We start from the raw sequence: 14,739 nt of genomic DNA, 5'->3' as shown, positions 1-14,739 counted from the left end.
AGCTGACCACTACGTCAGAAAAAGACCGATTTTCGCCGTTACGCCCCGGCTTCGCCTGGCCCAGCCATGGTGCGAACGCCAAACCAAACGATCGAATCAGGTTTTGTGAGAAAGATTAGACCTTTTTCACAAAACAGATAGCAGCCCCAAATGCCGTCAAAAATCCAGCTATCGGCAGGATCATGACAGCGTATTTTTTTGGCATGTAGTTCTCTTTGAACTCAATACCTTGCGCGGTAAATTCAAAATGCCACATTTCCCAATATTTACCACGCATGCCTTCGACCAGCTCAATGCCATAAATAACCAGAGTTATTCCGACCAAAATAATCATAAGCTTCCAAAACTGGCGTATATACAGGGCAAACCTAGGGGGTAGCTTTTCGTAAATTAAGTTCAAAGCGATGTGTTCATTATCTCTGGCTGTGAGCGAGAGTGCTATAAACATCAACCAAATATTACTTAGTACCGTTAACAGATCCCCCCAAACAGGAGGGTTTGCAAACACATATCGCATAAGAACAGTGTAGAGCGTGAATCCAACCATCAAAGCCAAAAACAGTGAACACAACGCCTCTAAACCGCGATGGATAACACGGTCAACGTTATTTAAAAATTGCCACATAGTTTTCATTTAACTCATTACCCGTGGAAGAAACATCGTCAATTCTGGAATGACGAGAATGAGAAATAGAAGTAAGAATAGACCTATCAGGTAAGGAACTAATGCCACGGCCACCTCTTCTAGTCGGACTTGCGCGATGGTTGCAGAAGTGAAAAAGGCGACGCCAACTGGGGGTGTTACAGACCCTATCAAGAAGCCAACGATGACTACGACCGCGGCCTGAACCTCAGGAAAGCCAGCTTGAGCCATAACATCAACGAGAACGGGGCCAACGATGATAATATTTACTGCAGAATCCATCACCATTCCGAGCAGAAAAATAAAAAGAATAAGGGCCAGAATAAAGATAATGGGGGAATCCGCGAGACTTAGTAACCAACTCTCAAGATCACCGATCGCACCCAATGAGGCAAGCAACCAACTAAAGGGTCCCGACGCTGCTATGATAATGAAAACCATGGCCGAATTACGAAATGCCCGACGGAAAGCGCCAGTGCATTCTTTCCATTTAATAGTTCGGTATACAAATACACCTGTAAACAGTGCGACCATCGCTGTGATAGCACCCGCCTCAACGACTGATGCTATGCCCCCCATAACTGAACCAACCAAAACCACGGGGATCAGCAGGGCGAACGAGGACCGATACAATTCTTTTCCGGCTCGCCGTATCGAAAAATTCTCATCGCTTCGTTCGAAATTATATTTTACAGCGAAGTAATGGTTAATCACCATAATCACCGCGCCAATCAGCAGGCCCGGAATAATCCCGGCCGCAAACAACGCTGCAACTGAAATCTCAGTCGCATTCGCAAGGACAATCATCATAATACTGGGTGGAATGATGCCTCCGATGGTGGAGCTAACGGCCGTAACAGCTGCAGAAAAGGCCGGAGGATATCCGGCCCTTTTCATAGCAGGCAAAACCAATGCGCCCACTGTGGCCGTATCAGCTACGACCGACCCATTCATACCCGCAAAAAACATACTCACAAGGACGTTAACTTGCGCTAAACCTCCGCGCATCCGGCCGATCAGAGCTCTGCTCAAAGAAACGAGCCGATCGGTAATCGTCGCACTGCTCATTAACTCACCCGTCAACATGAAAAAAGCAATCGCAGTCAATGGCACTGAATCAATGGCGTTGAACATTTGGCTGGGGATTAAAACGAGAGGCACTGCATCGGTAATCAAAATATAAAAAAAAGGTATTAAGATTAGAGTGAAACCGATTGGCGCACCACAGAGGATTAGAAATAGTAATACGCCAAGCAGAACAAGACTTTCCATGGTGGCTCACTTATAAACAATTTATCAAGAAAAAGACCATCTAGGACTACTTGGTAGCCTAGATGGTCTTTGCACTATTTTGCAGGTGACCGCTTTACAGAGCGCCGGCTTTTTCAAGCTGAGCAACAAAACCATCCATGCCTTGCTCTTGAAGTACTCTTCTGGCGACATCAGGTTCAAACGTGCCCTTGGCATCTAACCAAGCACCGATTGCGCCTTCTCTCCATTGAGATAATTCCGCATCAGATGGCACATACCACTCTTTGGCAGATGCTTTAATGATATCTTCTCCATTCTTAATCCAAGCGTTATCTAACTGGTTCACTTTTTCGCCATAAGCATCAGCAGCTTCATGTAACCACTTTCTCTCTTCAGAAGACAGAGCGTTATACTGCTTTGCATCCATTGCAAGAATATTTCCAGACCACATTCCACCAATCTCAGTGAAGTATTTTGCAACTTCATGAAGTTTTGCTACTTCCTGCCAAGGACTGGCGACATACTGACCCTCAACTACACCGGACTGCAGACCTGAGTATAACTGGCTCCAATCATAAGGCGTAGGAACAGCACCCCAATTTTTAACAAGCATAAACTCAACTGGGCTCTTGGTCGTCCGCCACTTGAGACCTTTCATATCATCAGGAACGTGGATCGGTTTGGTTGCATTCCCAAGCTGCCTAAATCCACCACTCGAATATACCGAAAGGCAAATGTGGCCCGCATTCTCAAGCGCCAGTTTACACTGCCGTTCTGCCAGCCACTCGTTCGATATTCTTTTCGCATCTTCGAGTGATTTGAAAATAAAAGGCAAATCGAAAATTGCTAGTTCTGATCCAAAATTACCATAGTTTGCGGTAGAGCTAGTCCACAGAGCTATGAGACCCTGATTGGCCTGTTCACCGCACTTTTGTTCTGCACATAAGCTTTTTTGATAGAATGGTTCGACTTTCATCATTCCACCAGACGCTTTTTGCATGGCTGGTATCAGCGCCTGATCTATGGCATCCCCGATCGGCATCCCCAATCTGCCAGTCGTCCCGAGTTTGAGTACTGTTTCTGCTAACACAGACTCAACAGAAAACATAAACACCGCTGATATAGCCAGTGCCTTAATTGTGTTATTTCTTTTCATGATGTTTTTCCTTTATTTTTTTAATGACACAGGTTTCATTTAGATAAATTCAGAAAACTAAACTCCTAAATCAATATATACTTTGATCGAGCATAGGAAAAGCGACAGTTTTCTTTGAAGTAAAGGACAGTTGTAAGCGCGATTAGCGTGTTGTAGCTATTAGACTTTGAACAACATTTAATGAATACTCACATGGATAAAGGAGTCTGCACGTGCAATCAAATACCTCAACATCTTTTAACTTACCTGAAAATTCGAAACTAGGGTTACGTGATCAAATCTGTGAAATGGTGAGTTCCTCTATCACCTCTGGGGCACTGTCCTCTGATAAGCGACTTCCTTCTTGTAGAGAGCTAGCCCAGCAACTTGGAGTATCAAGAAATACAGTTTTTGCGGCTTATAATCGTCTAATAGACCTTGGTTTGCTCGTTTCTCGCAACAGATCTGGCTATTTTATCGCCTCTGAAACGCAATCAGTACTCATGCTCAATAGTGATACTAAGCTTGGGGTAGAGCCAGAAAAAAATAGGGGTCCGTCACCAGTTCAGTTTGGACCATCAGGTCTTATACCGGTTCTTAATCCACTAAACTGGACCAGTTACCCCTTTCCCTTTATTTATAATCAAATTGACCCCACCCTGTTTCCAGTTGAGAGTTGGCGAGAATGCTCACGCTTGGCATTAAGTCGAACCCAAAAGCCTGCGTGGATGGATGATTCAGTAGAAAGTGACAGTCCACAATTAATTCAGCAACTACGCCAACGCCTTTTAACCTACCGTGGTATTTATGCAGAGCAAGATGAAATTTTGATTACTTTAGGTACTCAAAATGCCTTATTTATTATTGGTACGGTGTTCTCAAATAAGGATAAGATTATAGCGATTGAAGATCCAGGTTACCCAGGGGCTCAGAATGCCTTTAAATTAAGTGGTAATAGTTTTGTCGGCGTTGCTGTTGACCAAGAAGGGCTTGATGTTTCTTCTATTCCTGAGAATTGCCAGCTGGTATTCACGACTCCAAGTCACCAGTTTCCAACCATGGTGACAATGTCTGAATCACGTCGCAAGCAATTGCTTGAGGCCTCAGTGGCGCAAGATTTTTTGATTATCGAAGACGACTACGAAGCTGAAATGAATTATTTTGACTCGCGCTCAAGATCTCTGAGATCGTTTGATCAAAATAACAGAGTGATCTATGTGGGTAGTTTATCCAAAACTGTGTCACCTGGTATAAGGCTAGGCTTTATGGTGGCCCATCGGGATATTATTGAACGGGCGCGCACTATAAGAGGTGTGATGATGAGGCACCCGCCCACTATTATTCAAGAAACTGTCGCTTTGTTTTTTCGCCTTGGTTACTACGATGCACATTTAAGAAACCTTCAGCGACGCTATAAAAAGCGTTGGCAGGTCATGAATCACGCAATTTCAACGCATTTATCAATGCTAGAACAAACCCAAAATAAAGGTGGCACTTCATTCTGGCTAAGAGGTCCTGAGGGATTTAATGCGAGAGATTTGGCTGATCGCTTGCGTGACAAAGGCGTGCTTATTGATATTGGTGAAACCTTTTACCTAAGCCATGACACGCGCAGTTTCAGACTTGGTTTTGCCTTTGTTACTATGCAAAAACTTGAGGAAGGAATTATTGTTATTGCTGAAGAAGTTAAACAATTGCTGCAATAATAATCACTCCATCGATTCTATTTTCATATGCTGATCAAATCACTCTGATGAATAAACTAAATAAAGGAGGTGAAACTCTGTCCTTTGAAAACCTTAAACCTGTCTCTAGACGATTGATATTTTTTTTGAGTTAATTAGGCAACAAGCTTAGGGATAACTTAACTTAACTTAGGCCGACCGTAACTATCCAAAACTAAGATGTGATAACAACATGAGCTTTTGCCAACCCTTTAAAATTGATATCCCTGACGCAACCTTAAATTCTGTGAGAGAACGAGTCGCTGAGTATCCTTGGCATGAAATGCCTGATGATGGGGGCTGGGATTATGGTTCAAACTTAGATTATATGAAAGAACTTGCTCAATATTGGGTTAATGAGTATGACTGGCGCAAGCATGAAACTGCCATTAATGTTTTTCCTCAATTTAGGGCTCAAGTAGATGGCATTGATATTCACTTTATTCATGAAGTTGGCAGTGGCCCATCCCCAACACCATTGATCATTAGTCATGGCTGGCCTGGCACAGTGGTTGAGTTTATGAAGATTATTGAACCTCTCGCGCACCCAGAACGTTTTGGTGGCAAAGTTGAAGATGCTTTTACTGTTATTGCGCCATCATTACCTGGGTTTGGTTTTTCAGGAGCCCCTCCACGCCCCTATGGTCCCCGCAAGATTGCAGGCATATTAAATACGTTAATGACCGAAGTATTGGGTTACGACAGCTATATAGCTCAAGGCGGCGATTGGGGTGGCACCATTTCAGCATGGCTGGGTTTCGATCACTCTAAATATTGTCATGCCATTCACATTAATATTTTAACCCTGCGGCATGCTGATGGCCCTCAAACGCCAGAAGAAAAACGATGGGAACAGCAGTTTGATATAGACCAAGAGATGGAAAATGGTTACCGAACACAACAAGCGACTAAGCCACAAACCCTTAGTTATGGGATGATGGACAGTCCGGTAGGTATTGCTGCTTGGATTATTGAGAAGTTTCACTCATGGTCAGACACTGATGGGCAAAATATAGAGAGTGCCCATAGTAAAGACGACCTACTGACCAACATCATGATCTACATTGTGACCCGCACTTTTAATACGGCGTCTTGGATTTATTATGGTCGCCGTGAAGAAGGGGGTCGAATTTTATCTAATAATGGGGACTCAATTACAGTGCCAACAGGATGTGCTTTATTTCCAAAAGAAATGTCAGCATGGCCACCCCAAAGTTATGTGAAACGTATGTGCAATGTTCAGCACTGGACTGAAATGCCTCGAGGAGGTCATTTTGGCGCGCTCGAAGAACCTGAATTATTGGTAGAAGATATTCGCACTTTTGCTAGAAAATTACGCTCTCAATAAATTAAATTTTACGACAAAGGAATCATTCGATGTCTACCCTGCTTACTTATAACGAATATAGCGTTATCGCTAAAAATCTTACCTTCTCTGTTAATCCATTTGTTAATGGCAAGTTTTCTAAGCCTTTATCAGGTAATACAATGGAGACGATTAACCCAGCTACTGGTGATGTTTTAGCCACCGTCGCAGCCTGTGGTGCAGAAGACGTAGATGCTGCTGTTATTGTCGCTCAAAAATCCTTTGACAGTGGAAAGTGGTCACGCTTACATCCTAACGAGCGCAAAGAAATTATTATTGAGCTAGCCAATTTGATTGAAAAAAATCAACATGAGTTGGCTGTTTTAGAAAGTCTTGAAAGTGGTAAGCCGATTAGTGAATGCCAGATGACAGATTTACCTGAGACAGTGAGTACTCTCAAATGGCATGCTGAAGCCGCTGATAAAATTTATGATCAAATCTCACCCGCTAATGAAAGTGGTATTGGACTTATTGTACGCGAACCTATGGGGGTTGTTGGTGCAGTTTTGCCCTGGAACTTTCCCTTAATGATGTTGGCTTGGAAAATTGGCCCCGCACTGGCAACAGGTAATAGCGTGATCGTTAAGCCTGCTGAACAAACCTCATTAACCACCTTGCGCGTGGCTGAACTTGCTTTGGAAGCTGGGGTTCCTGCAGGGGTGCTTAATGTGCTGCCTGGTTTAGGGCCTGACGTGGGCGAACCAATGGGTCGTCACCATGGAATTGGTGCCATTTCGTTTACTGGGTCTACGGAAGTGGGTCGCTTGTTTGTAGAGTTTTCTGCAAAAAGTAATTTGAAAAAAATTATTCTTGAATGTGGTGGAAAAAATCCAGCAGTGGTGCTTTCTGATGCAAAAAATCTTGATAATATAGCCAAACATGTAGCCTTTTCAGCATTATGGAATATGGGTCAAAATTGCACGGCCAATGCCCGTTTAATTGTCCACAAAGATTTGAAAAAACCGCTTGTTGAGAAGGTTTTAAAAGAATTTGATCACTGGAAAACTGGTGATCCACTCGATCCTAGTAACCAACTCAGTGCTATTATTTCACCAGAACAATATGCCAAGATTTTAAACTACATTGATATTGCAGCCAAAGAGGGTGCTGATTTAATTTATGGGGGTAAAGCCATTCAAAGCGGCAACGGCCTATTTATAGAACCCACTATATTCGACAATGTGACCCCCGATATGACCATCGCTAAGGACGAAATATTTGGCCCAGTGTTAGGCATTATGTCGGTGGATTCTGATGCCGCCGCAATCGCATTAGCTAATGATACCAGTTACGGGCTGCAGACCTCATTGTTCACCTCCAATGTGACCAATGCTCATCGTTTTGCACGCGCACTTCAGGCGGGCACAGTGTCGGTTAATTGTTATGGGGAAGGTGACATTACTACGCCATTTGGTGGTTACAAGTTATCTGGCTTTGGTGGGCGAGATAATGGCTTTTCAGCACATGACCAATACACAGAAACCAAAACAATTTGGATTGATCTGAGTGAAGACAGTGTGTAGCTAAATTTGCCACAGTAAGCTGTGGCAAAAAGCTTCAATTTGGTTGAGAAAGGCCCAGAATTGAAAAATTTTCACTAATTGAACACCGAAAATTTTTGTTGGAAGTTTAATTGCTCTAAATTAAAACTAGATTTAAAAACTATGCGCGCACAACCACGCCGGCAATTGCTCCTTGATACAGCGCTGAAACTGTTTAATGAACAGGGCTACCACGCAACAGGCATAGACTTGATTCTTGGAAACTCAGGTGTTTCAAGAGCCACTCTGTACAAACACTTTCGCAGTAAAGATGAGCTTATCTTGTCGGCACTGACTCAAAGGCATGAACAGATCTTCAGTGTTATAGAAGAGGCGTTGAGTAATGCAAAGGCGACAGGAGCTAAACAGCCAGCTCTTAGCCTGTTCGATGTATTACATCAACAGATAAACGGCGAACACTTTTTTGGTTGCAACCTTATGAACGCATAGTCTGAGTTCACTGAAGCCTCTAACCAAATTCATCAATACGCAGCCCAACATAAGGAACATGTACGGGAACTTTTAATGGAATATCTGATAGAAAAAGATGAGCAACTAAGACAGCAGCAATCTGAAATGCTGTTACTGTTTATGGATGGCGCAATTATTAATGCCCAAGTTCGTGGCAATAAGAATTCAGCAAGCATGGCGAAAGTTGCTGCAGAAAAGTTATTAGCATAGGTTGTTTGCTAATGACGGTAAAAAAGAAACTACTTATTGTTGCCAATGTGGCCTCTGAAAATACTAATGCATTAGCAGATACAGCAGTGAGAGGTGCAAATCACCCCAACATCGAAAATATCGAGGTTAAATACACCGCGCCCTTACAGGCAGTGCCAAATGATTGAATAGGGGTAGCTTGCTGTCAGGCTAACTGTTGCAAGACCTAATTTAACATCCGTTCATGGACTGCTTCCATACCACGCCTCGCCATATCACTAACCTCGGCAGCATGTGTTTGCAGTGCTTTAACGACAATCGAGCTGGTTGATGTTTGGGTAACTACAATGCCAAGTGCCGTCATAGTGATATTTGTTTTTATGGCATCACTTTCTGCAAACAATTTATCCAGTGTTGGACTTTGAATGATTATTTTAGGGTCTCGCTTTTCTGCTAACCTAGCGACCATAGCGACAACATGTCTCACTAGAGCATCACGTAATTTATCATCAGTTGTTTCGGTGGTAGTGGTTATCCCATTGGATATATTTTCAACTGTTCGAGTGATTTGTTTATGGTTCTTGAATATTGTCTTTAAATCATCTACCTCACTTTCAGTCGTATCCTTCCCTTGAAGCCCGGGCATATTCACCTCATCGTGGGAGTGGTTCACTTGACCCTCTTCACTTGATCCGTGGTGAGCCTTCATCTGCTCTGCATAATCGTGACTTACATTTAACACATGTGGCGCAAACCACATTGCAAGTGCACCAAGCCCAAAGACAGCGACATAAAGGATTGTTGTTTTGAACTTCAGCATCATTTTCTCTTATGACTTATATTAGAATTTCATAATACTTATACAATACTATAATAATACTGTTACGTCTTTAACCAACCAATGTCTCATCTGGCTAGCAACGGGGCTTAGACCAAATGATTAACAATGGCTGAATAGGGTCAGGAGTTTAGGCTCGGTCTATTGAACTAGAAGAGCCATACCGGCGGCAAATCTAATTAGTTGATTCTATAACTCTGTGTTATTAATAGTGTTAGTTATGCCAACAAGGAGCGTTCACAATGCTGTTTCTTCCTCATCAAGCACTGAACAAACTATCAATGACCAAACTTCTTAGAAACTTGATTGGTGGTGGAATTCTGTTCATACCTATCTATGCATTATCAGATAACCATTTTTCTTCTTGGTCAGATAAAACTATTTGCCGTCTTGCGAAAACGACTCCTGACAAAATTGAGTATCAAGCCGAGTCGACAAAACGTGGGCTAAGTTGTGGTGGTTTAAACAACAAAAGCATTAGTGCTTCCTCAAAAAAAGTAGCCAAGGCACTTGCAGGCATTGATATTGAGAATGACCCTAAGAAAGACTTCTTCAAACCCCCGCTGGCGCCGAAACCAACTAATCAATTGTACTGGTTTGGGAGAATGTGGCGAGTTGCAGACTATAACAATGATGGGGTTGCCGATGTGCTATACATAGGCACTATGCACGCAGAAAATTCTGTTGCTGGGTCAGAAGATACAGGAGATATCTGTGGTACAAAGGCTTGCTCAGGACACCAACCCCTACCGTCATTGTATCTGGGGGACGAAAAAGGGCAATTAACTTACTCACCTCAACTGTTGATTGATGACCGAGAAGAAGGTGGTATGTCCTTAGGTCGACAATTACTAGTTGCCGATTTCAATAGCGATAACACCTTAGATTTTTATGTCGCTGATCACGGAATTGGCACTCACAAAGGCGTTAGGGACAGCTACTTTTTAAGTCAACCTAATGGTACTTGGATTGAGTCATCCAGCACACATTTAAGTCATTCAGGTTTCAAGGTTTTTGACCACGGCGCTGCAACAGGCGATATTGATAATGACGGTGATATGGATGTTGTTATAACTGAACTCAATCACCAAAATAATGGCACCTCTTTTTGGTGTTTGATGAATAATGGTACTGGTTTTCTAAAAAAACGTAGGTGTGGGGGCGCTTTTGCCTTTGGCTTAGAACTTGCGGACCTTGATGGCGATGGTGATTTGGATGCCTTGGTTGGCGCTCACGAATTTGAACGAGGCCAAGAATTTACTGGCATTGTTTGGAATAACGGCAAAGGGTACTTTTCCCAAAAAACTACACTCCCACAACACAGAATGAAATGGGGAACCATTCCTGAAGTTTCAGCATCAGACCTAGATAATGATGGTGACTTAGACATTGTGTACAGTAGAGCGGGTAAATTGTATGTGGGCACCGCAATACAAATTATTGAAAACTTAGATAACAAGACATTTAAAGATCACGGCATATTCCCTTTGGTCGAGGCTCCATCTGATTTTAAACCGATTGGTGAAGGGAATGAGTGGAATGACTTTATAGAGAATATTATGTTCAGGGATTTTGACCAAGATGGTGACAATGATATTTATTTGTCATCTGGGTCACGTAAAACTAATGGGTCAATTTTGATTAACAATGGGAAATTTAAATTTGACATATTAAGTCCCAGTGAATCGACGCGATATTTTGAAGATGGTAGTCAAAAGAAAATCTTGATCAACCTTGATTATGCAAGAAAGCAAGCGGTAACTAAAGACACAGTCCACTCCAATAATTTTTCTAAAGCGTTATCAAAGTTACCATCAATACAGTTTGAGGGTATAGATGCGTTTAAAGCATTTGAAATTCCTATTAGCTTAACCACATCAGGGGCGCTAATTATTGGCTTTAAGGATGTTGAAGTTGACCGACAGCATCACAGTCCATGGCTCAAAGCACGGATACATCTTCGGTATGGCAACCAAGATATATCGACTAATTTATGTGTTCAATATTACCCAGAATATGAATTCCTAGCACCACGTGTTTCATTTACAAGGGGCGATTGGGGCGATGTCGAGGAGTATGCACACAGTTCTAGTGGGTGTAATGGCTTTGTAGGAAACTGGGAGTACGATGACAATGTTTCTAAGTTGGAGGCGTTGGGGCTTAAGGCTGTTATTGATGATGTGCGTTTTAACTATAACCAGTTCCTAGAGGAAATTAGTGCTCAGTCAAATATTTCTGCCAAATTCCTCCTCGACCAAAAAGTGAATTGATGTTTTAGTCCACTATTTTTCAGGCATCTAATCAGATTGTAAGCATTATGCACCTTAATAAATTCTTGCCTTGAAAAGGGTATAACCTAGTCCTCATCAGTTGCTAACATAGGGAATATGAACCTCAAAACTGACTGTTCCATTTCTTTTTTATGTTGAGCGAATAAACGCAGCACCCTAGGGGATTAAAAGACCTAGTTGAGGAAGAATAATTGGGTTTAGCGAAGGCTGCACTAAAAAATACACCATCGGCTTCAGTCGATTAAATGTTTAAAGATCTCAAGCAATGGATTCCAGTATTGTCGCAGTTAAATAGTTAACTCTAGACAGCTTTGCCAAACCTGGTTCGGTTATGTATTGGCTCCAGTCTGGTTGATTTCTTACACGAAACAAGCATTACCTTTGCATTCCTTTTCAGTATTTACACCCATACTGACACTAGAATGCTTATAATTGTGGGACGGATATTGAAGACACATCTTTGAAGGAACAATGTGTCGATACAAATCTAAATGACTGCTTAATGATTTTGCTGACTATTATCAATTAGGTAATTAATCGAGTTTGTCACTAGAATTATAAAGAGAGGAAACAAGTGAATTTAAAGAAATGTATTGCTCAAATACCCTATTTTGCAAGTATTTTCGTACTTTTGTTGTTTTGGCTCCCAGCGACCGCTGGTGAACAAGAGGATGTACAGGCTACGATAAACGGCCAATGCCAAGCGTTTTTGGAAGATGATGTGACTAGGGCGTTTACTTACGCTAGCCCCTCGATACGCTCTATGTTTGGTACGCCGCAAAATTTTGGTGAAATGGTTCGGCGTGGTTATCCAATGGTATGGAAACCCGCAGGTATGACATTCCTTGAACAGAAAGAAACCCCCCAAGGGCGCACTCAAGATGTTCAAATTTTTGATGCTTCTGGAACAGCCCATTATTTGAGGTATTTTGTGACGCAAACTTTAAATGGATGGAAAATATCAGGTGTGCAATTGTTGGATATTGCTGATATTAGTGTTTAGCACAACATCCACGTGGGCTGATTACGCAGCGTTTTAAACCCACAATTGAATCACCCCTCAAAATCGTGATGGCAGCGGTAACAGTGAGGATTGGCACAGTTACTGCAAATATAATGAAGAAACAAGTCTGCGGTCAAGGTGGTTAAGCCTTTGTAAGATGGCCAGCCGTGGATTGAACTGTTAAAGCAAATATCACTATTAGCCCCATAGTTAAACCAGTTGCAGCTGGGGCCAACGTATCGCCCTAGTCATCGCTATTTATGTAACATAATGACGTGCTACTGTTGGTCTGTAATGCCTTCTCGCCTCTGAGCGATGAGCTGCAGTCAAACCCTAAAGTTATAAAAGCCAACCGTATCGAAACCATTAATTGCGCTGGCGCTAGGCTGTGCATTTGTGACTGAATTACATGCAATAGAGTGTAGGTTCTCACAAATCACACAGGTTTTTGGAGGCCTTTATATCGCTAGCACTGTTTTAGTGGGGTTTACAGTTTGTTTGGGTAGATACTCGTCAAACTTTACAAACGTCTCAGGCCGCAAGCGCCATATTGTAACCCAGTTTTTTATTGGATCCATTCGAAAATAACTGGGATAGATAATGAATATTATGAGCTAGCTAAAATAATTCCTAAACCAATAACTGCGATCCAGATCCAACGCGCAGGAGCAACTTTTTCACCCAGCCACAACCAAGCAGTAATCGTTGTAATGGCAGAAAAAGCGGCAAAACCGATGCTAGCCGCAATGCGGCCATCACCCTGAGATCCCATAAGGAAAGCCCACAGCGCGGCTACTTCTAAGGTGGCTTGTGCAAATACCAAAGCTGCCACTTTGCCTCTAGGTGTGTTGAGTTTTTGGCCCTGCTGTAGCTGCCAAGCCACCAGTATGAGTACGCTAATTAGCGCAAACATGCGATTTAAATATAACGCAGGCATGGGGCCTATTTCGGCGCTGGCTTCTTGAGCAAAAAACATGCGTAACGACACAGTAAATGCTGTTGCTAAGCCTAACAAAGCAGTGGTGCGAAGCCATGTGGCGGAGTAGTCTGGTTCGCTAGCCGGGGTTTTTGAAGGCCGAGACAACATAATTACACCACCAAAAACCAGTGCTATAGCCAGCCCCTGAGCCCAACTGAAAGGTTGGCCCGCTAACGCATTCATAGCCACTAACATTACCGTAAAACTTGATGCTGCTGGTGAAGCAACTGCTACAGGGCCCCGCTCAAGAGCTTTATATAAAAACATGAGAGCAACGATATTAAGTACACCAGAGGCTGCTGATACAGCCCAGGCATAGGCATGCCAGCGAGGCCAATTGTCAGTAAACATAAATAATACACTTAAACCCAAAGTAGATAGGCTCATCACTGCTAAGATTAAAATGCTAATTGACACTTTTTGAGTAGTGGCGCGGGCTACCGCATCAGAGACACCAACAAACACAGCAGCTAACAAGCCCCAAATGATTCCACTCATGCATGTATCTCGTTGCAAACTTTATATTAATAATGTTGCAGCTTAGGCAATAATAAGGCCTTTGCCAAGAGCCATTCTAATTGACACAAAAAACCATTACAGCGATTACAGAACGACATCACCCTAAGCTGCCAGAAACCTAGGCCACAAGCCAAGTTTTCGTTGGCGCATAAGGCTCATTAATTTCAAGCCGCATGGCCTGTTATTGGCTTGTAATAGCTTCGAACAAGTGCCTCACTAGTAGCAGCATAACCCCTAGGAGATGGGTGGTTTTATACTGTTATACCCTGCCTTTTAATGAAGACTGATGTGAGTGAACTTTCCAAAATACACATTTTTTTGGATTCAAATTTTTAAAAATACATCATTGACAACACAGGGTCCTTCTCTAGGGCCCTGCTATGCGTTCCACAAACAGTATTTTTTCTGCGTGATAACCAACCCAGTTATCCACCATGAAACCATGATCTGCAGCCATCTGAGTTAAACTACTTACTTGGCCCTTTTGTACGCGGTCAAAATTCTCAAAGGTGAAATTGCCTGCCAACAGCTTTGAAAATGTTTTCATAAATTATTGAAAAATATTCTATTATAATCAGGGGTTTTGTGACTAACGGGCGCCAACCCTACTCTGGGTTTTTCTAACAACACCCCCAAATTTTATATAAATCTAATCCACTGTATGTATCACTGACAGGCCTCCAAATATTTTAACATGGCTTAGAGGCAAGCCACACACCAAATGGAACAACCCAGACGTGTCATAAAATAAGTATCGATTATGGTTATGATAGTAATTAGGTAGGGTCC

14 protein-coding genes are annotated in these 14,739 nt (G+C 42.5%); 8 read left to right on the top strand and 6 right to left on the bottom strand.

What is annotated here, in order from left to right; all coding sequences use genetic code 11:
• Positions 1 to 115 precede the first annotated feature (115 nt).
• The 3 genes from ABXT60_RS00865 to ABXT60_RS00855 all read right to left on the bottom strand — a co-directional run bounded on the left by ABXT60_RS00865 (position 116) and on the right by ABXT60_RS00855 (position 3,050).
• The gene (locus tag ABXT60_RS00865) at positions 116 to 634 is read right to left on the bottom strand and encodes a TRAP transporter small permease (RefSeq protein ID WP_443630900.1); all 519 of its coding nucleotides are present in this window, start codon (positions 632 to 634) and stop codon (positions 116 to 118) included.
• Positions 635 to 1,915 (bottom strand): TRAP transporter large permease, encoded by a 1,281-nt coding sequence (locus ABXT60_RS00860; protein ID WP_443630899.1) that lies wholly within the window; start codon positions 1,913 to 1,915, stop codon positions 635 to 637. It lies immediately after the preceding gene.
• A gap of 94 nt (positions 1,916 to 2,009) precedes the next feature.
• Positions 2,010 to 3,050 carry a TRAP transporter substrate-binding protein gene (locus ABXT60_RS00855; RefSeq protein ID WP_443630898.1) on the bottom strand — a complete coding sequence of 347 codons (1,041 nt, stop codon included), beginning with the start codon at positions 3,048 to 3,050 and terminating at the stop codon, positions 2,010 to 2,012.
• Positions 3,051 to 3,262: 212 nt separating this feature from the next.
• On the opposite strand from ABXT60_RS00855, the gene pdxR reads away from it, so the two are divergent.
• From pdxR to ABXT60_RS00825, 6 genes are all read left to right on the top strand, one after another.
• On the top strand, positions 3,263 to 4,735 hold the full coding sequence (pdxR, locus tag ABXT60_RS00850; protein WP_443630897.1) for a MocR-like pyridoxine biosynthesis transcription factor PdxR: 1,473 nt from the start codon (positions 3,263 to 3,265) through the stop codon (positions 4,733 to 4,735).
• A gap of 211 nt (positions 4,736 to 4,946) precedes the next feature.
• On the top strand, positions 4,947 to 6,101 hold the full coding sequence (locus ABXT60_RS00845; RefSeq protein WP_443630896.1) for an epoxide hydrolase family protein: 1,155 nt from the start codon (positions 4,947 to 4,949) through the stop codon (positions 6,099 to 6,101).
• Positions 6,102 to 6,130: 29 nt separating this feature from the next.
• Positions 6,131 to 7,642, top strand: coding sequence for an aldehyde dehydrogenase (locus ABXT60_RS00840; RefSeq protein ID WP_443630895.1), 1,512 nt, complete (start codon positions 6,131 to 6,133; stop codon positions 7,640 to 7,642).
• 141 nt (positions 7,643 to 7,783) lie between these two features.
• The gene (locus ABXT60_RS00835; protein ID WP_443630894.1) at positions 7,784 to 8,110 is read left to right on the top strand and encodes a TetR/AcrR family transcriptional regulator; all 327 of its coding nucleotides are present in this window, start codon (positions 7,784 to 7,786) and stop codon (positions 8,108 to 8,110) included.
• A gap of 75 nt (positions 8,111 to 8,185) precedes the next feature.
• Positions 8,186 to 8,341, top strand: a complete 156-nt coding sequence (locus ABXT60_RS00830) for a hypothetical protein (protein ID WP_443630893.1) — start codon at positions 8,186 to 8,188, stop codon at positions 8,339 to 8,341.
• Between the two features lie 11 nt (positions 8,342 to 8,352).
• Positions 8,353 to 8,508, top strand: coding sequence for a hypothetical protein (locus tag ABXT60_RS00825; protein WP_443630892.1), 156 nt, complete (start codon positions 8,353 to 8,355; stop codon positions 8,506 to 8,508).
• Between the two features lie 38 nt (positions 8,509 to 8,546).
• Here the strand turns inward: ABXT60_RS00825 and ABXT60_RS00820 are convergent, their stop codons facing one another.
• A complete protein-coding gene (locus ABXT60_RS00820) occupies positions 8,547 to 9,080 on the bottom strand; it encodes a hypothetical protein (protein ID WP_443630891.1) in 534 nt (177 codons plus the stop codon).
• Positions 9,081 to 9,400: 320 nt separating this feature from the next.
• Here ABXT60_RS00820 and ABXT60_RS00815 point away from each other — a divergent pair, with 320 nt between their 5' ends.
• A complete protein-coding gene (locus tag ABXT60_RS00815; RefSeq protein WP_443630890.1) occupies positions 9,401 to 11,428 on the top strand; it encodes an FG-GAP repeat domain-containing protein in 2,028 nt (675 codons plus the stop codon).
• Positions 11,429 to 12,023: 595 nt separating this feature from the next.
• Complete coding sequence (locus ABXT60_RS00810; RefSeq protein ID WP_443630889.1) at positions 12,024 to 12,452, top strand: DUF4864 domain-containing protein; 429 nt, start codon at positions 12,024 to 12,026, stop codon at positions 12,450 to 12,452.
• Positions 12,453 to 13,059: 607 nt separating this feature from the next.
• On the opposite strand, the gene ABXT60_RS00805 is transcribed toward ABXT60_RS00810, so the two are convergent.
• Both ABXT60_RS00805 and ABXT60_RS00800 read right to left on the bottom strand, forming a co-directional pair.
• Positions 13,060 to 13,929 (bottom strand): EamA family transporter, encoded by an 870-nt coding sequence (locus ABXT60_RS00805; RefSeq protein ID WP_443630888.1) that lies wholly within the window; start codon positions 13,927 to 13,929, stop codon positions 13,060 to 13,062.
• A 388-nt stretch (positions 13,930 to 14,317) separates the two neighbouring features.
• A complete protein-coding gene (locus ABXT60_RS00800; RefSeq protein WP_443630887.1) occupies positions 14,318 to 14,497 on the bottom strand; it encodes a hypothetical protein in 180 nt (59 codons plus the stop codon).
• Positions 14,498 to 14,739 lie beyond the last annotated feature (242 nt).

The organism is Candidatus Njordibacter sp. Uisw_056 (assembly GCF_047730085.1).
Taxonomy (GTDB): domain Bacteria; phylum Pseudomonadota; class Gammaproteobacteria; order Pseudomonadales; family Balneatricaceae; genus Njordibacter.
This window is presented reverse-complemented; position numbering and strand designations above follow the sequence as displayed.

Bases quoted from the DNA above. Each gene is read 5' to 3' on its own strand.
- ABXT60_RS00865 (WP_443630900.1), bottom strand. From the start codon at position 634: ATGAAAACTATGTGGCAATTTTTAAATAACGTTGACCGTGTTATCCAT.
- ABXT60_RS00860 (WP_443630899.1), bottom strand. From the start codon at position 1,915: ATGGAAAGTCTTGTTCTGCTTGGCGTATTACTATTTCTAATCCTCTGT.
- ABXT60_RS00855 (WP_443630898.1), bottom strand. From the start codon at position 3,050: ATGAAAAGAAATAACACAATTAAGGCACTGGCTATATCAGCGGTGTTT.
- ABXT60_RS00845 (WP_443630896.1), top strand. From the start codon at position 4,947: ATGAGCTTTTGCCAACCCTTTAAAATTGATATCCCTGACGCAACCTTA.
- ABXT60_RS00840 (WP_443630895.1), top strand. From the start codon at position 6,131: ATGTCTACCCTGCTTACTTATAACGAATATAGCGTTATCGCTAAAAAT.
- ABXT60_RS00835 (WP_443630894.1), top strand. From the start codon at position 7,784: ATGCGCGCACAACCACGCCGGCAATTGCTCCTTGATACAGCGCTGAAA.
- ABXT60_RS00830 (WP_443630893.1), top strand. From the start codon at position 8,186: ATGGAATATCTGATAGAAAAAGATGAGCAACTAAGACAGCAGCAATCT.
- ABXT60_RS00825 (WP_443630892.1), top strand. From the start codon at position 8,353: ATGACGGTAAAAAAGAAACTACTTATTGTTGCCAATGTGGCCTCTGAA.
- ABXT60_RS00820 (WP_443630891.1), bottom strand. From the start codon at position 9,080: ATGTGGTTTGCGCCACATGTGTTAAATGTAAGTCACGATTATGCAGAG.
- ABXT60_RS00815 (WP_443630890.1), top strand. From the start codon at position 9,401: ATGCTGTTTCTTCCTCATCAAGCACTGAACAAACTATCAATGACCAAA.
- ABXT60_RS00805 (WP_443630888.1), bottom strand. From the start codon at position 13,929: ATGAGTGGAATCATTTGGGGCTTGTTAGCTGCTGTGTTTGTTGGTGTC.
- ABXT60_RS00800 (WP_443630887.1), bottom strand. From the start codon at position 14,497: ATGAAAACATTTTCAAAGCTGTTGGCAGGCAATTTCACCTTTGAGAAT.